The organism is Pseudomonas sp. nanlin1 (assembly GCF_045571515.1).
In the GTDB taxonomy this organism is placed as follows: Bacteria; Pseudomonadota; Gammaproteobacteria; order Pseudomonadales; family Pseudomonadaceae; genus Aquipseudomonas.
In genome coordinates, this window is sequence record NZ_CP124218.1 from 3875606 (window position 1) to 3899354 (window position 23749).

Annotated in this window: 22 protein-coding genes; 15 read left to right on the top strand and 7 right to left on the bottom strand. The window is 61.5% G+C overall.

Translation table 11 applies throughout. The features are described 5' to 3' along the window. Nucleotides 1–35: 35 nt before the first annotated feature. Nucleotides 36–584 carry a DUF2589 domain-containing protein gene (locus QCL65_RS17820; protein WP_407311026.1) on the top strand — a complete coding sequence of 183 codons (549 nt, stop codon included), beginning with the start codon at nt 36–38 and terminating at the stop codon, nt 582–584. Here the strand turns inward: QCL65_RS17820 and QCL65_RS17825 are convergent. The 3 genes from QCL65_RS17825 to QCL65_RS17835 all read right to left on the bottom strand — a co-directional run bounded on the left by QCL65_RS17825 (nt 581) and on the right by QCL65_RS17835 (nt 6661). After that, nucleotides 581–4255, bottom strand: coding sequence for a translocation/assembly module TamB domain-containing protein (locus QCL65_RS17825; protein ID WP_407311028.1), 3675 nt, complete (start codon nt 4253–4255; stop codon nt 581–583). The genes QCL65_RS17820 and QCL65_RS17825 overlap by 4 nt on opposite strands. Continuing rightward, a complete protein-coding gene (locus QCL65_RS17830) occupies nt 4252–5946 on the bottom strand; it encodes an autotransporter assembly complex protein TamA (RefSeq protein WP_407316917.1) in 1695 nt (564 codons plus the stop codon). Before QCL65_RS17830 ends, QCL65_RS17825 begins: the two co-directional genes overlap by 4 nt. A gap of 67 nt (nt 5947–6013) precedes the next feature. Continuing rightward, the gene (locus tag QCL65_RS17835) at nt 6014–6661 is read right to left on the bottom strand and encodes a GNAT family N-acetyltransferase (RefSeq protein WP_407311030.1); all 648 of its coding nucleotides are present in this window, start codon (nt 6659–6661) and stop codon (nt 6014–6016) included. A 130-nt stretch (nt 6662–6791) separates the two neighbouring features. Here QCL65_RS17835 and xthA point away from each other — a divergent pair, with 130 nt between their 5' ends. From xthA to QCL65_RS17895, 12 genes are all read left to right on the top strand, one after another. After that, nucleotides 6792–7604: an exodeoxyribonuclease III gene (xthA, locus tag QCL65_RS17840; RefSeq protein WP_407311032.1), complete on the top strand. Its 813-nt coding sequence runs from the start codon at nt 6792–6794 to the stop codon at nt 7602–7604. A gap of 54 nt (nt 7605–7658) precedes the next feature. Further along, a complete protein-coding gene (locus tag QCL65_RS17845; protein WP_407311034.1) occupies nt 7659–8972 on the top strand; it encodes a substrate-binding domain-containing protein in 1314 nt (437 codons plus the stop codon). 81 nt (nt 8973–9053) lie between these two features. Continuing rightward, entirely contained in the window at nt 9054–9443 is a 390-nt protein-coding gene (locus tag QCL65_RS17850) for a MerR family transcriptional regulator (RefSeq protein WP_407311036.1), read from the top strand. A 4-nt stretch (nt 9444–9447) separates the two neighbouring features. Continuing rightward, nucleotides 9448–10377, top strand: coding sequence for a hydroxymethylglutaryl-CoA lyase (locus QCL65_RS17855; RefSeq protein WP_407311038.1), 930 nt, complete (start codon nt 9448–9450; stop codon nt 10375–10377). A gap of 127 nt (nt 10378–10504) precedes the next feature. After that, nucleotides 10505–10681, top strand: a complete 177-nt coding sequence (locus QCL65_RS17860) for a hypothetical protein (RefSeq protein WP_407311040.1) — start codon at nt 10505–10507, stop codon at nt 10679–10681. Between the two features lie 776 nt (nt 10682–11457). Next, nucleotides 11458–12621 (top strand): isovaleryl-CoA dehydrogenase, encoded by a 1164-nt coding sequence (locus QCL65_RS17865; protein WP_407311042.1) that lies wholly within the window; start codon nt 11458–11460, stop codon nt 12619–12621. Nucleotides 12622–12654: 33 nt separating this feature from the next. Next, on the top strand, nt 12655–14262 hold the full coding sequence (locus QCL65_RS17870; protein ID WP_407311044.1) for a carboxyl transferase domain-containing protein: 1608 nt from the start codon (nt 12655–12657) through the stop codon (nt 14260–14262). A 4-nt stretch (nt 14263–14266) separates the two neighbouring features. Next, nucleotides 14267–15076, top strand: coding sequence for an enoyl-CoA hydratase-related protein (locus tag QCL65_RS17875; protein ID WP_407311046.1), 810 nt, complete (start codon nt 14267–14269; stop codon nt 15074–15076). After that, nucleotides 15073–16953: an acetyl/propionyl/methylcrotonyl-CoA carboxylase subunit alpha gene (locus tag QCL65_RS17880; protein ID WP_407311048.1), complete on the top strand. Its 1881-nt coding sequence runs from the start codon at nt 15073–15075 to the stop codon at nt 16951–16953. The genes QCL65_RS17875 and QCL65_RS17880 overlap by 4 nt, the downstream gene beginning before the upstream one ends. A gap of 31 nt (nt 16954–16984) precedes the next feature. Next, nucleotides 16985–17452, top strand: coding sequence for an Lrp/AsnC family transcriptional regulator (locus QCL65_RS17885; protein WP_407311050.1), 468 nt, complete (start codon nt 16985–16987; stop codon nt 17450–17452). Between the two features lie 340 nt (nt 17453–17792). Next, on the top strand, nt 17793–18314 hold the full coding sequence (locus tag QCL65_RS17890) for a DUF4880 domain-containing protein (RefSeq protein WP_407311052.1): 522 nt from the start codon (nt 17793–17795) through the stop codon (nt 18312–18314). Between the two features lie 64 nt (nt 18315–18378). Continuing rightward, nucleotides 18379–19512 (top strand): M14-type cytosolic carboxypeptidase, encoded by a 1134-nt coding sequence (locus QCL65_RS17895; RefSeq protein ID WP_407311054.1) that lies wholly within the window; start codon nt 18379–18381, stop codon nt 19510–19512. Between the two features lie 58 nt (nt 19513–19570). On the opposite strand, the gene QCL65_RS17900 is transcribed toward QCL65_RS17895, so the two are convergent. Next, on the bottom strand, nt 19571–20275 hold the full coding sequence (locus QCL65_RS17900) for a YebC/PmpR family DNA-binding transcriptional regulator (RefSeq protein WP_407311056.1): 705 nt from the start codon (nt 20273–20275) through the stop codon (nt 19571–19573). 121 nt (nt 20276–20396) lie between these two features. Beyond that, nucleotides 20397–20954, bottom strand: a complete 558-nt coding sequence (locus QCL65_RS17905) for an NADPH-dependent FMN reductase (protein ID WP_407311058.1) — start codon at nt 20952–20954, stop codon at nt 20397–20399. Nucleotides 20955–21130: 176 nt separating this feature from the next. Between QCL65_RS17905 and QCL65_RS17910 the strand changes: the two genes are divergently transcribed. Together QCL65_RS17910 and QCL65_RS17915 are read left to right on the top strand one after the other, a co-directional pair. Next, a complete protein-coding gene (locus QCL65_RS17910) occupies nt 21131–21349 on the top strand; it encodes a hypothetical protein (RefSeq protein WP_407311060.1) in 219 nt (72 codons plus the stop codon). Between the two features lie 77 nt (nt 21350–21426). Beyond that, complete coding sequence (locus QCL65_RS17915; protein WP_407311062.1) at nt 21427–22317, top strand: LysR family transcriptional regulator; 891 nt, start codon at nt 21427–21429, stop codon at nt 22315–22317. Between the two features lie 2 nt (nt 22318–22319). On the opposite strand, the gene QCL65_RS17920 is transcribed toward QCL65_RS17915, so the two are convergent. Both QCL65_RS17920 and dnaQ read right to left on the bottom strand, forming a co-directional pair. Then, nucleotides 22320–22892, bottom strand: coding sequence for a GNAT family N-acetyltransferase (locus QCL65_RS17920; RefSeq protein ID WP_407311064.1), 573 nt, complete (start codon nt 22890–22892; stop codon nt 22320–22322). Next, entirely contained in the window at nt 22892–23632 is a 741-nt protein-coding gene (gene dnaQ, locus QCL65_RS17925; protein ID WP_407311066.1) for a DNA polymerase III subunit epsilon, read from the bottom strand. The genes QCL65_RS17920 and dnaQ overlap by 1 nt, the downstream gene beginning before the upstream one ends. Nucleotides 23633–23749: the final 117 nt, after the last annotated feature.

The window sequence follows — 23749 nt, forward strand, 5'->3', positions numbered from 1 at the left end:
AGGCGCACCCGCGTCTCTTTCAAGGAGCTACCTGAATGTCTTTCTTCAAACCCGCCAAGGCGCCTATGACAGGCAGCGACCTGAGCCATATCACCCGCGGCCTGCACGAAGCGGCAGCGGCAACCAACCAGCTGATTGCCCAGCAATACATCAAGTTGTTCAGTCAGTTTTTCGATGGTGACCCTGAAAACCCCGCCGTGCCGATGCGCGCCAAGATGGTCGAGGTCGCTGTGGATGCCGATCACACCATGCAGATCCCGATGATTGCCCTGGTGACCCCTCGCGGGCTGTCCCTGGAAGCAATGAACGTGGATCTTTCGGTCAGAATAAAAGCCTGCGAAGTCGAACAGGCTCAACGGGAACTGGAGAATGGCGAAGCGCACTACGAACGGTTTTCGGTGACCCTGGGCGCCGACAAGCGCAACAGCCAGGACCGTGACCCCAATGAGGTGCAGATCAGCCTCAAGTTCGAAGCCAGGCAACCGCCGGAAGCGCTCAACCGGTTGATAGAGGAATACACCCAGCTGATCAGCCCGGTCCGCACTCGCCCGCTAGACCCTGAGCCTAGCGCTGACGCCGGTTAAAAGTCGCGTTTGTAGAAAATATCCAACGAACTGGCTACGCCGCTGGCTGCCTCCAGATACACCCGTTTGCTCAACAGGTAGCGCAACGCAATGGTGTTGGCCGGTTCGAACACACCGACCCCGTATCGCAGGGTCAAACGCTCGGTCAGGTTACCGCTGGCGACGACGCTAGTCGTATTGCCGCTGCCTTGGGTGTCCAGTTGGAAGTCCTCGATGCCTAAATCACTGGCCAGCTTGCCGGTGGTCGATGAGCTGCCCGCAAGGCCCAGACTTAGGGCCGCCTGGGCAACCAGGTTGCTGTCCTCGCCCGACGTACTCAAGGGGCGCCCCAATACCAGATACGACAATGCTTGCTCCTGGCTCATGGCCGGCTCCGAGAACACCTCGGTGGTGGGCTGCTCCGCATTGCCGGTCAGGCGAATACCGGCGATCACATCGTCGGTTTGACGAATGGCTTCGATGTCCAGATAAGGCTGGTCGATGGGGCCGGCGAACAGCAAACGCGCGCGGCGGATCGTCAGGCGTTGGCCGTAGGCCCGGTAGCGTCCGTCCTTAAGGTTGAGTTCGCCACGGGTGTCCAGGTTATCGCCGATGTGCACATGACCCAGCAAGTCGGCGGTCAAACCGAAGCCGCTGAACGCCAACTTGTCTTCGCCAACTTGCACGTCGATGTCCATGGCCACCGCCAGCGGCGCGGCGCCCTGCTCGGTCTGGTTGCCCACGATGTGGGCATCGTCGGACAACTTGACCGTCGATGGCGGCAACTCCCTGACGGTTATATTGCCTTTGGGAATACGTACTTTGCCGGCAACGACCAAGCGCCCCGCTTCGACCTTAATCGCCAAATCAGGCGCGGCCTCCAACACGGCGTAAGGCTCCACCACAACCGGTAGCCGTGAGCCTTTGAGCTGTAAGTCCACCGCCAGGGCCTCGGCCCAGGCCACGCTGCCGGTCAAACTACCCTGCCCGGCCTCGCCGCTTTTCCAGGCACCTTGTAGCTGCACCCGCTCGCCGACAATCTGCGCAGTCAGGCGTAGCTGTTCGACGCTCATGGGCAGCTCCGCGCCGGACACCTCGCCACCGCTTAGGGTGACATTGCCATTGACCTGTGGCGCCAGCAGGCCGCCGGAGATCTGCCCGCTGCCGTCAAGGCGCCCGGCAAGCCGCTCGACACCCGGCAAAAACGGCCGAGCCAGGGACAAGTCGACACCCGTCAGACGAAACTGCCCAGTCAGCGGCTTATTGGCAGGCAAGGGGTTAATGCGCGTATCGACCTGCAATTCACCCAGGGCTCCGCCCACGAAACGTAACTGTGTGTCGATCGCAGTAGGCGCCAACTGGCTTTGCATACGCAGGGTCTGGTAGGGGAAGCTAAGCCACTGACCTTTGTCGCGCACACGCAGGGTGCCGCCGTCGGCGTTAATCAGCAATTGCCCTTTGGGCCCGTTGGCGGGTAGGTCCAAAGCAACATCGGCATCCAGATTGCCGTCCCAGGCAAAGTCCTTTGGCAGCCATTGGGCGAGGCTTTGCAGCGGGAATTGCTTGAGGTGGTAACGTAACCGGGGCTCTGGCACCAGGCGCTGATCCTCACCGCACAAGCTGGCAGCGCCCGACCGCCAGCAATGGGCGCCGAGGTCGATCTGGCCGTTGGCCAAGCGGACCAGGCTCGCGGGGCTTTGTAAACGCCAGTCCTGACCACCGAACTGCACTTGGCCGGTGGCTACGCGGCCACGCCAATTACCCTGCTGCAGGGTACCGTCGAGCCCCAGGGCCGTCCGTAATGTTGGCCCTTGCAATGACAGCTGCAGTTGCTGGCGCTGCTGATCGCCTTGGCCGTTGACGTGCAGGCTGCCTAGCTCTGTCTCGCCGGCACGTATACCGTCGCCACTGAGGTCTAATCGCCCCTTCTGTGCGCTGTCGAGTACTGCTCGCAGGTCGAGCTTGTGCACCCGGTTGTTCGCTTGGGCCAGTTGCTGGCCTTGCAATGTGAGCTGCCCTTGGGGCGCTTGCAGGGTACCGGCGACATCCAAACGGCCCATGAGCCGGCCTTGCAGGTCGGGCCAGAGTTGGCCGAGCCGCGGCAGGTCCAGGTCGACGCGCCCGGCCAGGCGCTGCTCCAGGCTGCCACTGCCGTGTATTCGGTTTGCCCCCAGACGCACGTCCAGGGCGCCGAGCGTCCAGGCCTGGCCTGCGCCGGAGGCTTTGAGCAACAAGACCGCCGGCTGGCCACGCAGTTGGCCTTTAAGGTCAAGGTCGGCATCTGCCTGCAAACGCTCATCGCGCCATTGCCCCTTGCTGCGTAAAGGCCCGGCCAGGCGACCCGGCAGCGGTGCGACCCAATAGGCGGGGTCAAGGTTGCTCAAATCCAGGGCGGTGTCCCAGGCCACGCCGTCAGCGAAATCCAGGTTCAGGTGGCCTGCGGCCTTCCCTTGCCCGGCCAGCACTTGCAGTTCCAGCAGGTACAGGCGCTGCAGATCCCCGCTAAAAGGGCTGGCGACACTGAAAGGGCCTGCCGGGCCATCGAGGTTACCCTGGAAGTTGCCCAGGTAGTGGCCGTCTCTCCAGGACACTTCAGCAGTCAACTGCCGCGCCCGCACCGCAGGTTCGGCAGCCACCGGGTACAAGCGCTGCCAGGGGAAGTCACGCCAGTCGAGCTTGGCATCGGCCGCGAGTCCTTGCGCCCAATCGACACGCCCGCTCAAGGCCACCCGGTGGGTGTCGTCGGCACGCAGATCAAGGGCCGTGATGTCGGCGCCTTTAGCGTCAACGCGCCCCTGTAGCTGCAAGGCCATGGCTTGCTGCTCGGCCGGCAGCCGCGCCTGGCCGTCGATCTTATAGCCCGTTTGTAAATCGCCTTCGGCCAGCAGTTGCAGCTGCTGCAACTGTAAGGTCTCGGGCAACCCCGCACTGGGTTTGAACGCCTCACTGGTTAGCCGCAGGCGCGCGGGATAGTGCTCAGCCAGGGGTTGCACCTGGCCCTCGACATTGGCGCTCAAGTAACCGCTGCTCTGACCTTGCACCTTTACACTCTGCAGCAGCTCGCCCGTGAGCGCGAGGTTGAGGTGCCAGGCTTTGCCGTCGACCGAGGGCAATTGCAGTTGTACCTGCCCTTGCAGCGGCCATTGGCCCTGGGGGTCCAGAGTTGCGCTGAGCTCCAGGGCCAGGTCGTCGCGCTGTACCCGCGCATTGTCGATCTGCAGGCCGGCTGCCGTCCAGCGGGCACTGAGCTGCAACCCTTGGAACTGTTCGACTGCGTTCAAGCGTAGGCTGCCGATCTGCACGACACCTAACTCTACCCCCAGCGGCAGCCGCAGATCCGCCAATTGCAAGGGGCCGTCTGCGCTGGCCTCAGTACTAGGCGGTAACTGCAAATCGATCTGCCTGGCCTCCAGCCGAGGCACACACAGTGTTAGGCGCAGGAGGCAGCTTGGGGCCCATTGCAGCACTGGTTCAAATACTTCGACCCGTTGTTGCCCTTGTTGCCACACCACTCGGGTAGCATTCCATTGCCCGCCCAGGCGGCCTTCAAAGCCCTCCACCTGCAACCCGGGCACCCAGCCCAGTGCCCAGCGGCTGCCAGCGGTGCTGCCCAGCACCATCCATAGCGCCAATATCAAGGTCATCAGCAGTGCCAGAACACTCAGCCCTGCTATTTTCAAAACGCGAATCAAAGCTCAGGCCCCATGGAAAAGTGCAGACGAAAGCCACCGTCATCGTCTAGCGCGTGGGCGAGGTCAAGGCGCAACGGCCCGACCGGCGAAACCCAACGCACCCCGACCCCAACCCCGGTCTTCAGATTGGGCAGGTCCAGGCTGTTGAAGGAGTTACCTTGGTCGACGAAGGTCGCCACGCGCCATTTTTTCGCGATGGAATACTGATACTCGAGACTGCCGGCCACCATGTAGCGACCACCAATGCGGTCGCCATCGGAGTTTTCCGGGGACAGGCTCTGATAGTCGTAGCCGCGCACGCTTTGATCGCCGCCAGCAAAAAAGCGCAAAGACGGGGGAATCGAGCGATAACCGTTGGTGGCGCTGCCCCCCACCTGCACTCGCCCGAGGAAACGGTGGTTCTGCCACAGCGTGGTCAACCCCTTGAGCTGCAGGGTACTGTGCACCAGGTTGGTGTCGGAGAGCAGGCCCTCTTTGGCGACTTGGGTGTCGAACTGCAGGCGGTAGCCATGGTGGGGGTCGACTTTGTTGTCGCTGCGCAGATAGATATAGCTCACGCCCGGCATCAGCAGCGTGCTCAGGCCGGAATCGTCGCCCAGCCGATACTCTTCGCGTTGCCATTTGAGCGATATCACCCGCTGCCAGCCACTGGGCAGCTTGCTGTGCCACTCAGGGCCAACGGTGAGCAATTTACTGAGGGTATCGGTGTTGGAAATTTCTTCGTATTGGTAACCACCTGCCCAACGCAATTTGTCGGTGAGCGGCGGGTCCAACGGCACGTCATACCATAACCCAACGTTCTGCCGCGGCGCCGACAGTTCCATTTCCGCGCCATAGCTATGGCCCTGGGGGTTGACCCAATGGCGGGTCCAGTTGGCTTTGCCTCGGGGCCCGACGTCAGTCGAATAGCCCAGGCCCAAGCCCATGGTTCGCGGTTTGCGGGTGACCAGTTGCACGTCTACCGGAATGACCTGCCCCTGTGCCGCCGTGGGTGCGGCATCCACCCGCACACCGTCGAAATAGCCGCTCGATTGCAACGCTTGGTTCAACTCGGCGACTCGTTCGGAATCGTAGGGGGTGTTTTCTTTGAAGGGCACCATGCGCTGGAGGAGTTCATCATCGAACGGCGTGTCGCCTTCGAAATGCACCTTGCCCAGGCTGTAACGTGGGCCGCTGTCGAAAATCAACTGCAGGTCGGCGACCCCGGCTTGGGGGTCGATGGCCAGGCTCTGTGCCGTGAAACGTCCAGCGAAAAAGCCATAGCGCGATGCTTGATTCTGAATCAGGCGTTTGGCGTCTTCATAGTAACCATGGTTGAGCACCGCTCCTTGCTTCAGGTTACGCCCATCCGGAACGCGGAAACCCTTGAGCTGGCTAGCGGGGCCGTCGACGCGGATCACCACGTTACGCAAGTGCACAGGCTCACCCGGTTCGACGCGGATGGCCAGGGTTGGCGGCTGACCCGCAGTCACCTGGCTCTCCACTCTCGCTTGGTAATAGCCTAGAGCCTGAGCAGCCTTGCGCGCCTGTTCCTCCGCCGCGCGGCTGAAGCGCAGGAGCGCCTGCTCGTCACGGTCGCCGAGGCTACCGATATAACCTTCAATGTTGGCTTTGAGCGGAGCATTAGCAGGGTTGACTCGAACGTCCAGCGCGCTCTGCGCGTGAACCCCAAGGGCGGTGGTCAGCAGCATTAACGTGCTGGCGAATTTTACTGAACGCTTCATGAAGCAAATGCTATCACGTGCAATGGGCCGCCACTCACGCAGCAGCCGTTAGCACTTCCGGGTTGGGGTGAAAAAACACGTGTTCGGTCAAAGGCCCCACGGCTATTTCGCCAATCTTGGTGTAGCCCTGGCTCTGGTAGAACGCCAGGTAACGAGGGTTACCGGTGTCCAGCACAACGCCTTCGGAGTGTTCATCCACTGCGCACCAATTGTGCACTGCGGTGATCAGCTGTTCGGCATAGACCTGCTCTTGCGCCTGCGGGTGCAGTGCCAGCAGTGGCAACACATGTACAGAGTCGTTCGGCCGACAGGCCATGACCGAGTCGTGGTACTCGAGGAAGCGCCGTGTGCAGCGCAAGCCGGTGCCAATCAACATACGCAAGCGCCATGCCCAGCTTTCGGTCACGCCCAAGCGGCGTTGCGGCGGCGCGATCAGGGCAATGCCGATCAAGCGATCGTCCCGTAACAGGCCCAATGCGGGTAGCTGCTGGTAGAAGTGCTGCCGGACTCGCTCGCGCACCATCACGCGCATACGCTTTTCATAGCCAGGCCGGTCGGCCTCGAACAGATAGGCGACGGTTGGATCCTGGCGATAGGCCTCATAAAGCAGCGCACGCGCTTCACGCGCATAACCACGGTCCAGCGTACGTATTTCGGCCTTGGCAGGCGCGGAGTCAGGCATGGCGGGAAGTCCTTGGGCAGATGCTGTATTGAGCCCATGGTACCGCGCCGGTTCCTTTTTTCTGCGCCTAAGAACCACGCAGTAACAATGATGCGGATGTTAGTATGCCAATTTTGCCAGGACTGCCTCCATGAAGATCGTGTCGTTCAACATCAATGGCCTGCGAGCACGCCCACATCAGCTGGCCGCGTTGATCGAAAAGCACCAGCCAGACGTCATCGGTCTGCAGGAAACCAAAGTGTCGGACGAACAATTTCCGCTGGCCGACGTTCAAGCCTTGGGCTATCACGTGCACTACCACGGGCAGAAGAGCCACTATGGCGTTGCTCTACTGTCTCGTCAGGCACCGCTGGAGCTGCACAAAGGCTTCAGCGGCGACGCCGAAGACGCTCAGCGGCGCTTTATCTGGGGGACCTTCGCCGATGAGCATGGGCAGCCCGTGACCATCATGAACGGCTACTTCCCCCAGGGTGAAAGCCGTGACCACCCGACGAAGTTCCCAGCCAAAGAGCGCTTCTACGCCGACCTGCAAAACCTCCTGGAGGGCCAGTTCAGCCACAGCCAGCCATTAGTGCTGATGGGCGATGTGAACATCTCGCCGGAAGATTGCGACATCGGCATCGGCGCGGAAAACGCCAAGCGCTGGTTGAAGACCGGTAAATGCAGCTTTCTGCCTGAGGAGCGTGAGTGGATGGCGCGTTTGAAAGGCTGGGGGCTGACCGATACGTTCCGCCACCTGCACCCCGAGGTCGCTGACCGGTTCAGCTGGTTCGACTACCGCAGCCGTGGCTTCGAAGACCAGCCCAAGCGCGGCCTGCGCATTGATCTGATCATGACCTCCACGGGCCTTCTGCCACGGGTCAAGGCGGCGGGCGTGGACTACGACTTGCGTGGCATGGAAAAGCCTTCTGACCACGCGCCGATCTGGCTCGAACTGTCATGAATCGGCAACACCTCTGACTTAATCTGCGGGCACCTTCCCCCAAGTGCCCGCCCCATGCCGCCTATTCGCATCCTTGCCGTTCTCTGTGGCCTATGCCTGCCGTGGGTCGCGTTGGCCGATACCCCGGTGCTGCGTATTCAGGGCTCGAACACCATGGGCAGCAGCCTGGTGCCCGCATTGGTGCAGGGGTTGTTACGAGAAAAGGGCCTGAGCGCCATCGAAACCCAGGACCTTGCCCCCAACGAACAGCGGGCCAGCGCGCTGGACGCCCAGGGGCGACGGGTTTATATCGACATCGCCGCCCACGGTTCGAGCACCGGCTTTACCGCCCTGGGCACTGCCAACGCCGACTTGGCCAGCTCGTCGCGGCCCATCAACCCCCGCGAGCGGAAAAGCCTGGAGAACCTGGGTGACATGACCTGCGCTGACGCGGAGCACGTGATTGCCATCGACGGTGTCGCGGTTATCGTGCACCCCAGCAACCCGCTGCGTCAGCTGAGCACCGAACAACTCGCCCGCCTGTTCAGTGGGGAGATCAGCGACTGGGCCACCCTGGGCGGTAAAGGCGCGGTGCATCTGTATGCCCGTGATGACCAGTCAGGCACCTGGGAGACCTTCAGGGAGTTGGTTCTCAAACCTAGGAATGCCTCGCTGAGCCCGCGCGCGCAACGTTTTGAGTCCAGTGAGGCGTTATCGCAACAGGTCAGCCAAGACCCCCAGGCCATCGGCTTCATCGGTTTGCCCTATGTGCGCCAGGCTCGTGCGTTGGCCATTGCCGATGGCGAGGGTCAACCTATGCTGCCCAGCGCCGCCTTGGTTGCCACCGAAGACTATCCATTGTCGCGACGCCTTTACTTCTACCTGCCGCCCACCCGCATTGCGCCATGGGCGCAGGCGCTGGTCGACTTCAGCCAGAGCGAGCCGGGCCAGGCGGTGGTAGCCCAACAGGGCTTCGTGGCACAGACCGTTCAGGCCATGACCGTTCCCGTAGACCCGTCCATGCCGCCCCGCTACCAGCAATTGGCCGGGCAAGCCAAGCGCCTGTCGGTAAACTTTCGCTTCGCCGAAGGCAGCGCCAGCCTGGACAATAAAGCCTTGGCAGATCTGCAACGGGTGCTGGCTTACGTGCAGCGCTACGACAAAGGCCACAAACGCTTGACCCTGGTGGGCTTCGGCGACGCTAAACGCGACCCTGAGCGCGCCATCCTGCTGTCAAAACTGCGCGCCATGGCCGTACGCCGGGAACTGTTTCGGGCCGGCGTGGTGCTGCGCGATATTCAGGCCATGGGCAGCCAATTGCCGGTGGCCAGCAATGACGTTGACGGTGGTCGATTGAAAAATCAGCGGGTGGAGGTCTGGGTCTACTAGTACACGGATCCACGCCCCTTCTTGACGTTTACGTAAGCGTTGGCTTAGCGTGATGGGCACCTCCTCCTCGCGAGCGCGCCCATGAGCAGCCAGACTTACAGCATCTCCGACTTGTCGCGGGAACTGGACATCACCACCCGCACCATTCGCTTTTACGAAGAACAGGGCATGCTCAGCCCCCAACGGCGTGGGCAGGAACGGGTCTACTCAGCCCGCGACAAGGTCAGCCTGAAATTGATTCTGCGCGGCAAACGGATCGGCTTCTCCCTGGCCGAATGCCGCGAGCTGATTGACCTTTATGACCCCAGCGGCAACCAGAAACAGTTGACCTGCCTGATGGACAAAATTGCCGAGCGCCGGGCGCAATTGCGCGAGCAACTGCTCGACATCCATCAGATGCAACTGGAACTCGATACCGCCCAAGAGCGCTGTGAACAGGCCCTCGCAGACTTGCGCATGAGCGAGGCCTGACCCTATGACACTGCCTGCGGCGGTAAGGTTAGTGGAAGTCGGCCCGCGCGACGGATTACAAAACGAGCCAGGTAGCATCCCCCTGGCCGAGCGCATTGCGCTGGTCGACGGCCTCAGCGCGGCCGGCTTTCGCCACATCGAAGTGGGCAGTTTCGTGTCAGCGCGCTGGGTGCCACAAATGGCGGGTTGCGCCGAGGTCTTGAGCGGCATCTCCCGCCAGCCCGGCGTCACCTATGCGGTGCTCACCCCCAACCTGCGCGGTTTCGAGGCGGCGGTGGCGGCTGGGGCCAGCGAGGTGGCGATATTTGCCGCGGCTTCTGAGGCGTTTTCCCTGCGCAACATCAACTGCAGCATCCGCGCAAGCCTGGACCGTTTTGAACCACTGATGCTCGCTGCTAAGGGCCTGGGGATGCGTGTTCGCGGCTACGTGTCGTGCGCACTCGGGTGCCCCTACGAAGGCAACGTCAGCGCTAGCCAGGTGGCCAGCGTCGCCCATGCCCTCTACGCCATGGGCTGTTATGAAGTGTCCCTGGGAGACACCATCGGCACCGGCACCCCAGGCGCCACCCGCCGCCTGATCGGACAGGTCGCTAAGCAGGTGCCACGTGAGCACCTGGCGGGGCATTTTCATGACACCTATGGCCAGGCCCTGGCGAATATCTACGCCAGCCTGTTGGAGGGGCTCAGCGTATTCGACACCTCTGTCGCAGGCCTTGGCGGCTGCCCTTACGCCAAAGGCGCCAGCGGCAATGTCGCCAGCGAAGATGTGCTGTACATGCTCGATGGGCTGGGCATCGCCACTGGAGTCGATAGGCAGCGCCTGCTGCAGGCAGGCCAACGTATCTGCCAAGTGCTAGGCCGCGCCAACGCGTCGCGGGTAGCCCGTGCATTGCAAGTGCTACCGGCCCCACAGCCGACCCACCCGAACGGGTAACACGGAAACAGATTGACCAAGGCAAATGGGCTATGAGCCCGCCTTGAAAAATCAACCTACTGATTTATATAGCATTTCAGATTTTGGCACAGCTCGTGCTATTCACTTCGTACAACAAGAATAAAAAATGGTCACCCCTAAAAATAAGATTCTCGACTCTGGCAAAATAACTACAAACGCGGCAGAGGCGAAGCCAACAGATTTTTTTGAAGAGGGCCTGCTCCGGCAGTTCAGCGGTCAAAAAAATACGTTTGCTCTCGACCCCGATTGGGGTCAACAAAACAGCGCGACCGGTCATGGCTGACAACAATAACAATAGGCCACCCCGGCATAATAAAAACGAGCACGTTCATCACCCTTGAGGGGAGCCTAGGCTCCCCTCTGTGCTTTCTGACATTCATACAATCCCAGCGCAGTGCTACCGCCCCCCACGGCACTTCCCACACATTGTGTAACACGGGAACAAATTTCCTCACTTGCGGCGCTGTGCAGGCTCGAGGAAAATCGCAACCCATTGATCCACAAGCATTTCACTTAGTTGGCACGGCGTATGCTATCTCTATGGCATAACAACAATAAAAACCGATACCCAATAAAAACAATAGATAACGGCTCTGACATAACAAGAACAAACGCGACAGAGACGAAGCCAACTGATTTTTTTGAAGAAGGCCTGCCCTGGTAGGTCAGCGGTCAAAAAAATACGTTGCTCTTGGCCCCGCATGGGGGCCACTTAAAATAGCGGTACGGGCCACGGCTGATAAAAACAACAATAGGCCGCCCCTCAATAATAAGAAAGAGCACGCAACCTACTCGAGGGGAGCCCTAACCGGCTCCCCTCTTTGCGTTTGCGCCCCCGCCCAAACCGCGCAGGGCCCATATCCGTAGGAGGGGCCTTGGCCGTAGGAGGGGCCTTGGCCCCGAGCTTTTCCAAACCCCGCACAACAGCAAAACCAAAACCAAAAGCAAAAGATCGGGGGCAAGACCCCCTCCTACGCGTTGACAGAATACAGTTGCAGGCTTACGTTAACGTAAAGGTAATGCAGAAACCGATAATAATAAACAACGGACGGTCACCCCATGGGCTACACCTCTCTGAACTTCGCCCTCGGCGATACCTTGCACCTGCTGCGTGACCAGCTACAGCATTTCGTAGCTCGACAGATTGCCCCCCGCGCCGCTCAGATCGACCGCGACAACAGCTTCCCCGACGACCTGTGGCGCCCCCTGGGCGACATGGGCTTGTTGGGCATTACGGTACCAGAAGCCTACGGCGGTGCAGGCCTCGGTTACCTTGCCCACGTGATTGCCATGGAAGAGCTCAGCCGAGGCTCGGCCTCGGTCGCGCTCTCCTACGGCGCACACTCCAATCTCTGTGTTAACCAGATCAACCGCCACGGCAGCCACGCTCAGAAGCTCAAGTACCTACCCAGTTTAATCAGCGGCGAACAGGTCGGCGCGCTGGCGATGAGCGAGCCTGGAGCGGGGTCGGACGTGGTCTCGATGAAGCTGCGGGCCGAGCGCCGCGGCGACCGCTTCGTGCTCAATGGCAGTAAAACCTGGATCACCAACGGCCCGGATGCCAGCACTTACGTCATCTATGCCAAGACCGACCTCGAGCGCGGCGCCCACGGCATCAGCGCGTTTATCGTCGAGCGGGACTGGCACGGATTCAGCCGCGGGCCCAAGTTCGACAAGCTGGGCATGCGCGGTTCGAACACCTGCGAGCTGTTCTTCAGCGACCTGGAAGTCCCCGAGGAAAACCTCCTCGGGCCCCTCAACGGTGGCGTTGGGGTATTGATGAGTGGGCTGGACTACGAACGGGTGGTGCTCGCCGGCGGCCCCACCGGGATCATGCAAGCCTGCCTGGACACCGTGCTGCCCTACATCCATGAGCGTAAGCAATTTGGCCAAAGCATCGGGGAATTCCAGCTGATTCAGGGCAAGGTCGCCGACATGTACACCCAGCTCAACGCCAGCCGCGCCTACCTATACGCCGTGGCCCAGGCCTGCGACCGGGGTGAAGCCACGCGCAAAGACGCCGCCGGGGTGATCCTGTACTGCGCCGAGCGCGCCACTGAGATGGCGCTGCAGGCCATCCAGATCCTGGGCGGCAATGGCTACGTCAACGAATACCCCACCGGGCGCCTGCTGCGCGACGCCAAGCTGTATGAGATTGGTGCCGGGACCAGCGAAATCCGGCGCGTGCTGATCGGGCGCGAGTTGTTCAAAGAAAGCGAGTAGCGAACCTATCACTCACCAAGAGACTTCAGCGATATGGCTATTCTGCAAACCCGCCTGCACCCGCGCTCCCCTGAGTTCCAGGCCAACGCTCTGGCCATGACCACGCAGGTGCAAGCTTTGCATGACCTGCTGGCGCACGTGGCCGAAGGCGGCGGCGCCCAGGCCCAGGCGCGGCACGTGGCAAAGGGCAAGTTGCTGCCTCGGGACCGGGTCGACCGGCTGCTTGACCCAGGTTCGGCCTTTCTCGAAATCGGCCAGTTGGCCGCGTATCGAGTCTATGACGAAGCGGTTCCGGCCGCCGGGCTGATCGCCGGGATCGGCCGGGTGGAGGGGGTCGAGTGCATGATTATCGCTAACGACGCCACGGTCAAAGGCGGTTCGTATTACCCCCTTACGGTCAAAAAGCACTTGCGTGCCCAAGCGATTGCCCAAGAGAACCGCTTACCCTGCATCTACCTGGTGGACTCCGGCGGCGCCAACCTGCCCCGCCAGGACGAGGTGTTTCCCGACCGCGAACATTTTGGCCGAATCTTCTACAACCAAGCCAACATGAGCGCCCAGGGCATCGCGCAGATCGCCGTGGTAATGGGCTCCTGCACCGCCGGGGGCGCCTATGTGCCGGCCATGTCCGACGAGACCATCATGGTCAGCCAACAAGCGACCATCTTTTTGGCCGGCCCGCCCTTGGTCAAAGCCGCCACGGGTGAGGTGGTGAGCGCAGAGGATCTGGGGGGCGCCGACTTGCATTGCCGCACGTCCGGGGTGGCCGACCACTACGCGAACAATGACGAACACGCCCTGGCGTTGGCCCGGCGCTGTATCGCCAACCTCAACTGGCGCAAGCTGGGCCATGTGCAGCTGCGCCCGGTGGTACCGCCGCTGTACGATGCTAAAGAGCTATATGGGGTGGTTCCCGCCTCCCCGAAACACCCCTTCGATGTCCGCGAAGTGATCGCGCGCCTAGTGGACGGCTCCGTTTTCGATGAATTCAAGGCCCTGTTCGGTACAACCCTGGTGTGTGGTTTTGCCCACCTGCACGGGCAGCCCGTGGCGATTCTGGGCAACAACGGCATCCTCTTCGCCGAGGCCGCGCAAAAAGGCGCGCACTTTATCGAACTGGCCTGCCAACGGCACATACCGCTGGTGTTCCTGCAAAACATCACCGGGTTTATGGTGGGGCAGAAATACGAGGCCGGCGGCATCGCCAAGCATGGCGCCAAGCTGGTCACAGCCGTCGCCTGCGCCCGGGTGCCCAAGTTCACTGTAATCATTGGCGGCAGCTTTGGCGCTGGCAACTACGGGATGTGTGGCCGCGCCTACGACCCTCGCCTGCTGTGGATGTGGCCCAACGCAAGAATCGCCGTGATGGGTGCGGAACAAGCCGCTGGGGTCTTGCTGCAGGTCAAACGTGAACAAAGCGAGCGGCGTGGCGAGCCGTTCAGCGAAGAACAGCATCAGGCTTTGCAGCAGCCCCTCATCGAACAATATGAACAGCAGGCACACCCTTTCTATGCCAGTGCAAGGTTATGGGACGACGGCGTGATAGACCCCGCGCAAACCCGTGAAATCCTCGCCCTAGCCATCAGCGCTGCGCTGAATGCCCCCATCGAAGACAGCCGTTTCGGCATATTTCGGATGTGACCCTATGCACGCTTTCGACACTGTGCAATTGCAGCACGACGCCCGAGGCTTCGCCACGCTGTGGCTGAACCGCCCCGAAAAGCGCAACGCCTTCGACGCGTTGATGATTAACGAATTGACCCAGGCCCTGGCTGACGTAGAGGGCGCATCGCACGTACGCTTTTTGCTGTTGCGTGGCCGCGGCCAGCACTTTTGCGCGGGCGCAGATCTGGCGTGGATGCAGGCATCGGCTAGCCTCGGCGAGCAGCGTAACCGCCGCGAAGCCCAGGCCCTGGGCGAGCTGATGGCGCGCTTGGCACAGCTGGCGCTGCCCACCCTGGCGGTGGTGCAAGGGGCTGCGATTGGCGGCGCCGTGGGCTTGGTCAGCTGCTGCGATATGGCCATCGGCAGCACTGATGCCCTGTTCAGTTTGTCCGAGGTGCGCCTTGGCCTGGCGCCCGCCTTGATCAGCCCCTACGTAGTGCAAGCCATTGGCCCTCGGGCGGCGCGCCGCTATGCCCTCAGCGCCGAGCGCTTCGATGGCCAGCGTGCTGCAAGCCTGGGCTTGCTCAACGAAGCCTGCACGGCCGAGCAGTTGGAGGCCCGATTAGAGCATTGGGTCACCCAGTTGTTACTCAACGGCCCCGAGGCCATGCGCGCCACCAAGGCCTTGCTGACTGAAGTCGGCAGCGGCATTACAACGCCCCAGGTACGCCGCGCGTGCGAAGACACCATCGCCCGCCTGCGTACCGGCGCCGAGGGCCAGGAAGGCTTGCGCGCTTTTCTGGAAAAACGCCCGCCCCATTGGCAGACCACCCAGGAGCAAACACCATGATCGGATCGCTACTGGTGGCCAACCGCGGCGAGATTGCCTGCCGGATCATGCGCACGGCCAAGGCCCTGGGCCTGCGCACCGTGGCGGTACACAGCGCGGTGGATGCTCAAGCTCGGCATAGCCGCGAAGCCGACGAGCGGGTCGACCTGGGCGGTAGCGTAGCTGCCGAGAATTACCTGTGCATCGACAAACTGGTCGCCGCCGCTCTGCACAGTGGTGCCCAGGCAGTGCACCCAGGTTATGGTTTTCTTTCAGAGAATGCCGATTTCGCGCGCGCCGTCGAGGCCGCCGGGTTGATCTTCATCGGCCCGCCCGCTGCGGCCATCGACGCCATGGGCAGTAAGGCTGCCGCCAAGGCGCTGATGGCGCAGGCTGGCGTGCCGTTGGTACCCGGCTACCACGATGAACGGCAAGACTTGCAGACGTTCCGCCAGGCCGCAGCCCGCATCGGTTATCCGGTGCTGCTCAAAGCGACCGCCGGCGGCGGTGGCAAGGGCATGAAGGTCGTGGAGCAAGCCGAGCAACTGGCCGATGCCCTGGCGTCGGCCCAGCGCGAGGCGCTGGCCGCCTTTGGCGACGGGCGCGTGCTGCTGGAAAAATACCTATTGCAACCGCGCCACGTGGAAATCCAGGTGTTTGCCGACCGCCACGGCCACTGCCTCTACCTAAACGAGCGCGACTGTTCGATCCAGCGTCGCCACCAAAAAGTGGTTGAAGAGGCCCCCGCGCCGGGGCTTGCACCCGCCCTCAGAAAGGCCATGGGCGAGGCTGCCGTGCGTGCAGCCCAGGCCATCGGCTACGTAGGGGCCGGCACCGTGGAATTTCTCCTGGACGCCCGCGGCGAGTTTTTTTTCATGGAGATGAACACCCGCTTACAAGTTGAGCACCCGGTCACCGAAGCGATTACCGGGCTCGACCTGGTCGCGTGGCAGATCGATGTCGCCAACGGCAAGCCCTTGCCTATTACCCAGGGTCAGGTGGCTGCCCACGGCCATGCCATCGAAGTACGTCTCTACGCCGAAGATCCCCAACACGGCTTTCTCCCCGCCAGCGGACCGTTGCGGGTCTACCGCGAATGCGCGCCCGGCCCGGGGCGTCGGGTCGACAGCGGCGTGGCCGAGGGTGACGAAGTCTCGCCTTATTATGACCCCATGCTCGGCAAGCTGGTTGCCTGGGGTGAAGACCGCGAGCAGGCGCGCCGCCGGCTGCTGAGCATGCTCGACGAATTTCGCATCGGCGGGTTACGCACAAATCTGGCCTTCCTGCGTGGGATCATCGCCCACCCCGCTTTCGCCTCAGCCGAACTGGACACCGGTTTTATCCCTCGCCATCAGGCCCAACTGCTGCCCCCGGCAGAGCCGCTCAGCGAAGCGTTCTGGCAAGCTGCCGCACGTGCCTGGCTCAACCCTGCGCAAGCGGGCGAGCCGAACCCATCGCCCTGGGCGCAGACCCTCGGCTGGAGGGCCGGTTTGCCCACGGTGCAAGTTGTCAGTTTGAGCTGCGCTGGGCAAAACCAGACGGTGCGGCTGCGCGCGGACGCAGCCGTCGCTGAGGGTATCCACCAAGGGTCGACCCTTTACCTGCACTGGGCCCATCAACTGCATGCCATTACCCACTACGACCCGGCCGCCCAAGCCACCAGGGCTGAGCAGGCCGAAGGTGGGTTGGCTGCGCCCATGAACGGCAACGTGGTGCAGGTACTGGTGGCCAAAGGGCAGAAGGTCGAGGCCGGTGCGCCACTGGTGGTATTGGAAGCCATGAAAATGGAACACGCCCTGAGGGCCCCCAGGGCAGGAGAAGTGGCAGACATCCATTGCAAGGAAGGCGAAATGGTCGAGGAAGGCCGCTTGCTGGTAGAGTTGCTGGCGACCCCTTGATGCGCCTTATCACCCTGACAATGGTCCTGCCATGCCTGTGCCCCTAAGCCCGATCGACCGGCGCATCCTGCGCTTGCTGCAGCACGATGCCGACCTTTCTGCGGCCGAGATCGCCGAACGCGTGGAGCTGTCACAGTCGCCCTGCTGGAGGCGTATTCACCGAATGCAGGAAGAAGGCTTGATCGAGCGCAAGGTGGCTCTGCTGAGCCCGAAAAAACTCGGGCTCAGCATGACCATCTTTGTCAGCGTTAAATTATCCGGCCATGGGCGCCGTTATCTGAGCGAATTCGAAGAGGCGATCATCGGCTATCCGGAAGTTCTGGAGTGCTACACGATGGCCGGCGGCATGGACTTCATGCTCAAAGTGGTGGCCAAAGACATCGCCAGCTACGAGCGGTTTTTGCGCGACCATCTACTGCAAAAACCCCACGTTCAAGAAGCCTATTCAAACATCGCCATGAGCGAGGTCAAACGCACCACTGAGCTGCCTTTGGACTGAAGCAAAGGCGGTGAAAGCAAAACGGGGCCAAAAATATATTCGCCAAAAGCGAAAATAGTCTTGACCCCGAAATGATAATGATTATTATTGAGCCAACTGATCGCGAGATCGGTTGGTGATCCGAAAGACCTTAGGTCGGACTTTCAGATTATCTCCTCATCAGGCTAATCACGGTTTTTGACCCGGCTTTTTGCCGGGTCTTTTTTTTGGTTCTTCAGGCTAATGAAGAAGGTTCGCTAAGCGATGGCACCGATACTACCAAAGGAGTATTGGCTAACGGAAGTCCAAATCGTCGGCAACCTACCGATTGGTCAGGATTTGCGCCCAGGAGGTCCCCCCGATGTCCAGTCTGCTCTCTGACAACCCGTTGCCACGCCACGCATTGGATGCGCGCCAGGACGCCCTTTATTTCAACCTCAAACAACTGCCCAGGCGCATGCAGCAAGTATTTCTGTGCAGCCGCCTCGACAACCTGCCTTTCCCAGTCATCGCCGAACAGTTGGGCATTCCCCTTGCCACGGTGGAGCACGACATGCTGCTGGCCCTGGAAGCCTGCCGCACCCATTCACGCGGCATCGAAGACACCATCAGCACCCAGGCCAGCGGCTGGTACATCAAATTGCAAAGCCCGCTGACCACCCCGAGCGAACGCATCGACTTTCGCCGCTGGCTCGACGCCGAGCCATTGCACTTGGTGGCCTTCCACGACACCGAGCTGCGCTGGCGGCAAACCCTGGCTCCCGCCCAGTTGCTCGGTGCGGGCCAGTGGTACCGGCACTGCCATCGCAACCTGATGTTGCGCGGTATCATCGCCGCCGTCGTCGCCTTGGTCCTCGCAATGGAGCTCTATACGTTCCTGTAATGGGGCACCGGTGGCCCGCCGTAGTACAGTGGGCCACTTGAAGCCCCCCTACAGGACATCCTCCATGGCCCTGCACATCAGTGCTGATTTCGACAGCGGCAATATTCAGGTCATCGACGCCAGCGACGCTCGGCGCATCCGCCTGGCCATTCGCCCCGACACCCGCAGCCCGCACTTTCAATGGTTCCACTTTAAAGCCGACGGCCTGACCGTCGGCCAGGCGCATACCTTCGCGCTGGAAAACGCTGGCCAGTCTTCCTATAACCGAGCGTGGTCGGGCTATAACGCCGTCGCCTCGTATGACCAGCAGAACTGGTTCCGGGTACCCAGCCACTTCGACGGGCGAAGCCTCGGGTTTACTTTGCAGGCCGAACACCCGCAGGTGTGGTTTGCCTACTTCGAGCCCTATAGCCGTGCCCGCCATACACAGTTGATCGAGCGCGCCATTGACCAGGCCGGGTTAGTGACCCTGGCCACTGCCAAGAGCCTGGAGGGCCGCGACCTGCAACTGCTGCGCAAAGGCGACGGCGCGCCCGGCAAACTCAAGCTGTGGTTCATCGCCCAGCAGCACCCTGGCGAACATATGGCCGAATGGTTTATGGAGGGCTTGATCGAGCGCCTCATGGACAACGACGCCGATATCGGCAACCTGCTGGCCCGCGCCGATCTCTACCTGGTACCGAACATGAACCCAGACGGTGCCTTTCACGGCCATTTGCGCACCAATGCGGCCGGGCAAGACCTCAATCGTGCCTGGCAGGATGCGAGTGCCGAACGGGCTCCCGAGGTCCTGTTCGTTAAGGAGCAAATGGCGGCTTATGGCGTCGATCTGTTTGTCGACGCCCACGGCGACGAGGAAATCCCCCATGTCTTCACCGCCGCATGCGAAGGCAACCCCGGGTATACGCCGCGCCAGGCCGCGCTGGAAAAATCTTTCAGGGACAGGCTATGCGCCCAGACCGCCGACTTCCAGCAGGTCTATGGCTACCCGCGCAGCGCGCCCGGCCAGGCCAATATGCGCTTAGCCTGCAACTGGGTGGGGGAGCAATTCGACTGCTTGGCGCTGACCCTGGAAATGCCCTTCAAAGACCACGACGACGCGCCCAACCCCAAGACGGGTTGGTCCGGCGCGCGCTCGGCGGCCCTGGGCAAAGATGTGCTGACAGTGGCGGCGCAGATGCTCAACGAATTGCGCTGAGTCTGGAAAAGATCGGGGCCATGGGTAAAACGCCGCGGCCCCGCTTTTTAAAAGCTAGTTAGCCCGCCAACCCGACATAGACGTTTTGCACATCGTCATGCCCGTCAATGGCGTCGAGGAACGCCTCGACTTCGGCCATTTCGGCATCGTCGGTGATGCTGACCGGGTTTTTCGAAACATAGCCGATTTTCGCGGAAACCACGGTAAAGCCCTGCTCGGGCAGGGCTTTACACACGGCATCGAGGTCGGTGGTCTCGGTCAGGAACAGGGTTGCGCCCTCCTCCGCAGGTTCGAAATCCTGAGCGCCGGCTTCAATGGCAGCCAGCTCGGGATCGGCGTCCGGGTTGGTCGGCGTCGCTTCGATCAAGCCCAAATGGTTGAAGTCCCAAGACACCGAACCCTCGGCGCCCAATTGACCCTTGCGAAACAGCACGCGAATCTCGGCCACGGTGCGGTTGACGTTGTCGGTCAGGCACTCAACGATCAGCGGTACCCGGTGCGGGGCGAAACCTTCGTATTTGACCAAGGTGTACTGCACCACTTCGCCGCCAGTCCCTGAGCCTTTTTTGATGGCTCGTTCCAAGGTTTCGCGCGGCATCGAAGCCTTTTTGGCCTGCTCCACCACCAGGCGCAGGCGGGGGTTCATGTCGATGTCGGCGCCAGCGCGCGCGGCAATCTGAATTTCCTTGGCCAGCTTGCCAAAAATCCGCCCTTTGGCGTTGGCGGCTGCCTCTCTGTGTTTAGCTTTCCACTGTGCGCCCATTACCTGCTCTCTAAGTCGATGGCCCATGACGCCGCGTTGATTTGCTCGCCGGCGTGTTGCCGCGCAGTTTATACGCCCGTGCTGCGGCAATCGACCAAAAAAACCGTCGCGCTATTTAAGGTCAAGGCTTGAGCACCTGCTCCACCCAGTGAGCGTAGCCATCGATAAAGCCCTGGAGAAAGGGGCGGCTGCCCTCCGCCAGCTTGCCCGTGTCGTCGAACAAATGCCCGGCGTTGCCCACGTAGGCCTCGGGCGATTGCATGCACGGCACGTTGAGAAACACCAGGGACTGGCGCAGATGATGGTTGGCGCCGAACCCGCCGATAGCGCCAGGCGACACACTGATGACCGCACCCGGTTTCTTCGCCCAGGAACTGGCGCCGTAGGGCCGCGAGCCTACGTCGATGGCGTTTTTCAACACGGCGGGCACGGAGCGGTTGTATTCCGGGGTCACGAATAGCACAGCGTCAGCAGCCCCTAATTGCTGCCGAAAGTCGGTATAGGCCTGGGGGGGCGTGTGATCGATATCTTCGTTGTACAGCGGTAAATCACCGATCTCCAACACCTGTAGGGCAAGGCTCGGTGGTGCTAGGGTAGCCAAAGTCATGGCGACTTTGCGGTTGATGGAATCTTTACGCAAACTGCCGACCAGCACTGCAACCTGATAGATCTTGCTCATGACAGCCCCCAAGGTTTTGCGTTGTGTAGAGGAGATTAGTTATAGACTATGCCCAGGCCTTTTTCCGATCGGGTAGGGCCGGGGGCTTTTTTTCTGGAGCGGTAAAACTCTATGAGTGATCAGCGGTCTATCCAGAGGCGTTAAAGCGTGATTCTTTTTCAGAGGTTGTAAATAACATGGCTGCAGTACTCGTCGGACAATTTCATGCACGGGACGCCGAGCGTCGAGTCTATTCGGTGCATGAATTCCGTGACGCCGACCTTGGGGCAGACGGTCAGCCGACCGTGACCTACAAGTTGGCGATTGGCGACCGGGTGAAGCACAAGGAAGGCGACATCTTCGTCCTGGTCCAGACCGGGGTGGAAATCACCCGAGAGCAAGAACACACCCTTTGATATTTTTCGCGGCCCCACGCTGGAACCTATATCCGCTGCGGTAGGATGGTCCACACCTCACGGCACGGATTCCTCCCATGCGACTGCGTCACATCGAAGCCATTCAGGCCGTACTGCAAGCGGGTAGTTTCGTGGCGGCGGCGCAACGGCTGGACTTACAGCCCGATGCGGTGCAACAGACTCTTGAGGAAGCCGAGCGCCAATTGGGCTTCTTATTGTTCGCACGCAGCCGGGACCGGCTAATGGCCACCGCCGAGACGCGTGCCCTGCAACCGGCCATCGGCAACCTCTACGACCAGCTCGAAGCGCTGCAACGCCAAGCCCATAGCCTACGCCAGCACCATGAACCTGCCCTGCACGTAGACTGCAGTGCCACCCTGGCCGATCAGCTCCTGCCGCAAAGCCTGGCAGCCCTACGCCGGCGCTTCCGCGACACGCCCTGCCAACTCTCTAGCCAACGCAGCGCCTGCATGGTCGAGCGCCTGCTGGTGGGGTATTGCCATGTCGGCATCAGCCTACACGACCCGCAACACCCTAGACTGCACTGTGTCGCCCTCGGCCAAGGCAAGCTGCACCTGGTAGCGCCCCGCGGGTGGCTGTCGGCCAAACAGAAGTATATAAGCCTGCCAGCGTTGGCGGGCCAGAGCATGGTGGGGCTGGAAGGTGAAGACCCGCTAAGCGCGCAACTGGACAGCCGCCTGCAAGCCTTGCAACCGGCCCCGGTGATCCAGACGCGGGTGCAGAGCTATCCGATGATGCGCAGCATGGTTGAAGCGGGCGAAGGGCTGGCGGTCGTCGACCCTTTCACCGCCATTGGCGCGCGCCAGCTTGGCTTGGACGTTTGCCCGATAGCGCCGGCCATGACCGTCACCGTGTATGCCTTGACGCTGGCCGGCAGCAGCCCGACCTCGGCACTCAAAGCGCTACTGGCAATCATCGAAGAGAAAGTGCACAGCTTGTTGGAATAGCATCACTGCGCGGCAAAAAGCTGATACCAGAAAATAGCCACTTCCTCAGTGGCCGGGTCGATACCACGGTAGCGCAGTTCATCGACACCACCGACCGCGTAGCCGCATCGCTCGTAAAGCTGGCACGCCGCGAGGTTATTGTTCTGGGTTTCCAGCATCACCCCTGGCAAGGCTTTTTGTCGGGCCCAGAAACCCACCACCTTGAGTAGCTGCTGCGCCGTCCCCAGGCGCCGGGCCGAGGTGTCGACAGCGAGCTCGTCGACGTAGGCGTAACCATTCCAATTGGTGCTGACCACCACATGACCCACCGCACGGGTACCGTGCCAGGCAACGAATACCGCGCTGTCGGCTTTATCGCGATAGCGCGCAAACTCTTCAGGGTCGATGCCGTAGCATTTGCGATAAGGCGCCACAGCGCGCGTGGGCCAAGCCGTCACCGGTTCGCCTGGCACAGGCGTGGCATAGGCTCTGACGGTAAAACTGAAGTCGCTGGAAAGAATGTAGGATTCAAAGCGCTCATCGGCGACGCGCACGGCCAACTCACTTGCGTGAATCGCCCTGCCCTCTTGGCCCATCAGGAGGCGCTGTCGAGCAACTGTGACCAGAGCGCGGGGCCACCGGCCGACTTGGCGATCGCGTCCATGCGCGCGGCATGCTCAGCCAATTCGGCCTCGCTGGCGCGAATGATCCGCGCAGCTGGGCGACCACTGCCCAACCGGCGAATTTCGCTGCCCTGATTGCTGGAGCCTTCGCCATCGCTGGAGTTGCCGGCCAGAGATAGGCTGGTCTGCCCGCCGGTCATGGCCAGGTAGACGTCGGCGAGGATCTCCGAGTCGAGCAAGGCGCCGTGCAATTCACGGTTGGAGTTGTCCACCCCGTAGCGTTTGCACAAGGCGTCAAGGCTGTTGCGCTGGCCCGGGTGACGTTCACGGGCCATCGCCAAGGTGTCGATCACCGTGGTGAACTGAGTGATGTCGGCCCGCTCGGGCTGGCCAGCCAAAGCGAACTCGTTGTTCAGGAAGCCAACGTCGAAGTTCGCGTTGTGGGCGATCAGGTGCGCGCCCTTGATGTACTCGTAGAACTCGTCAGCCACCTCGGCGAACCGCGGCTTGCCGATCAAAAACTGCGAGGTGATGCCGTGCACGCCAATGGCGCCTTCATCGCTTTCGCGGTCGGGCTGCAGGTAGACGTGAAAGTTACGCCCGGTCAGCCGCCGCCCAATGATCTCAACGCAGCCGATCTCGATCACCCGATGGCCATCGGTGACCGGCATACCAGTGGTCTCGGTGTCGAATACTACAAAACGGGTGGCCATGGGCGAAGAACTCTCGAACGGGTTGGACAGGAAACAGGGGCGACTTTAACACAGACATTTCGTTACGCAGGCCTTGCACCCTGGTCAGCCCCTTAGCGCCAGGCTGGGCGTGAGGCC

What these genes read in the sequence shown, in the direction of transcription:
- QCL65_RS17820 (WP_407311026.1), top strand. Translation starts at nt 36, where the DNA reads ATGTCTTTCTTCAAACCCGCCAAGGCGCCTATGACAGGCAGCGACCTG.
- QCL65_RS17830 (WP_407316917.1), bottom strand. Translation starts at nt 5,946, where the DNA reads ATGCTGCTGACCACCGCCCTTGGGGTTCACGCGCAGAGCGCGCTGGAC.
- QCL65_RS17835 (WP_407311030.1), bottom strand. Translation starts at nt 6,661, where the DNA reads ATGCCTGACTCCGCGCCTGCCAAGGCCGAAATACGTACGCTGGACCGT.
- xthA (WP_407311032.1), top strand. Translation starts at nt 6,792, where the DNA reads ATGAAGATCGTGTCGTTCAACATCAATGGCCTGCGAGCACGCCCACAT.
- QCL65_RS17845 (WP_407311034.1), top strand. Translation starts at nt 7,659, where the DNA reads ATGCCGCCTATTCGCATCCTTGCCGTTCTCTGTGGCCTATGCCTGCCG.
- QCL65_RS17850 (WP_407311036.1), top strand. Translation starts at nt 9,054, where the DNA reads ATGAGCAGCCAGACTTACAGCATCTCCGACTTGTCGCGGGAACTGGAC.
- QCL65_RS17855 (WP_407311038.1), top strand. Translation starts at nt 9,448, where the DNA reads ATGACACTGCCTGCGGCGGTAAGGTTAGTGGAAGTCGGCCCGCGCGAC.
- QCL65_RS17860 (WP_407311040.1), top strand. Translation starts at nt 10,505, where the DNA reads ATGGTCACCCCTAAAAATAAGATTCTCGACTCTGGCAAAATAACTACA.
- QCL65_RS17865 (WP_407311042.1), top strand. Translation starts at nt 11,458, where the DNA reads ATGGGCTACACCTCTCTGAACTTCGCCCTCGGCGATACCTTGCACCTG.
- QCL65_RS17870 (WP_407311044.1), top strand. Translation starts at nt 12,655, where the DNA reads ATGGCTATTCTGCAAACCCGCCTGCACCCGCGCTCCCCTGAGTTCCAG.
- QCL65_RS17875 (WP_407311046.1), top strand. Translation starts at nt 14,267, where the DNA reads ATGCACGCTTTCGACACTGTGCAATTGCAGCACGACGCCCGAGGCTTC.
- QCL65_RS17880 (WP_407311048.1), top strand. Translation starts at nt 15,073, where the DNA reads ATGATCGGATCGCTACTGGTGGCCAACCGCGGCGAGATTGCCTGCCGG.
- QCL65_RS17885 (WP_407311050.1), top strand. Translation starts at nt 16,985, where the DNA reads ATGCCTGTGCCCCTAAGCCCGATCGACCGGCGCATCCTGCGCTTGCTG.
- QCL65_RS17890 (WP_407311052.1), top strand. Translation starts at nt 17,793, where the DNA reads ATGTCCAGTCTGCTCTCTGACAACCCGTTGCCACGCCACGCATTGGAT.
- QCL65_RS17895 (WP_407311054.1), top strand. Translation starts at nt 18,379, where the DNA reads ATGGCCCTGCACATCAGTGCTGATTTCGACAGCGGCAATATTCAGGTC.
- QCL65_RS17900 (WP_407311056.1), bottom strand. Translation starts at nt 20,275, where the DNA reads ATGGGCGCACAGTGGAAAGCTAAACACAGAGAGGCAGCCGCCAACGCC.
- QCL65_RS17905 (WP_407311058.1), bottom strand. Translation starts at nt 20,954, where the DNA reads ATGAGCAAGATCTATCAGGTTGCAGTGCTGGTCGGCAGTTTGCGTAAA.
- QCL65_RS17910 (WP_407311060.1), top strand. Translation starts at nt 21,131, where the DNA reads ATGGCTGCAGTACTCGTCGGACAATTTCATGCACGGGACGCCGAGCGT.
- QCL65_RS17915 (WP_407311062.1), top strand. Translation starts at nt 21,427, where the DNA reads ATGCGACTGCGTCACATCGAAGCCATTCAGGCCGTACTGCAAGCGGGT.
- QCL65_RS17920 (WP_407311064.1), bottom strand. Translation starts at nt 22,892, where the DNA reads ATGGGCCAAGAGGGCAGGGCGATTCACGCAAGTGAGTTGGCCGTGCGC.
- dnaQ (WP_407311066.1), bottom strand. Translation starts at nt 23,632, where the DNA reads ATGGCCACCCGTTTTGTAGTATTCGACACCGAGACCACTGGTATGCCG.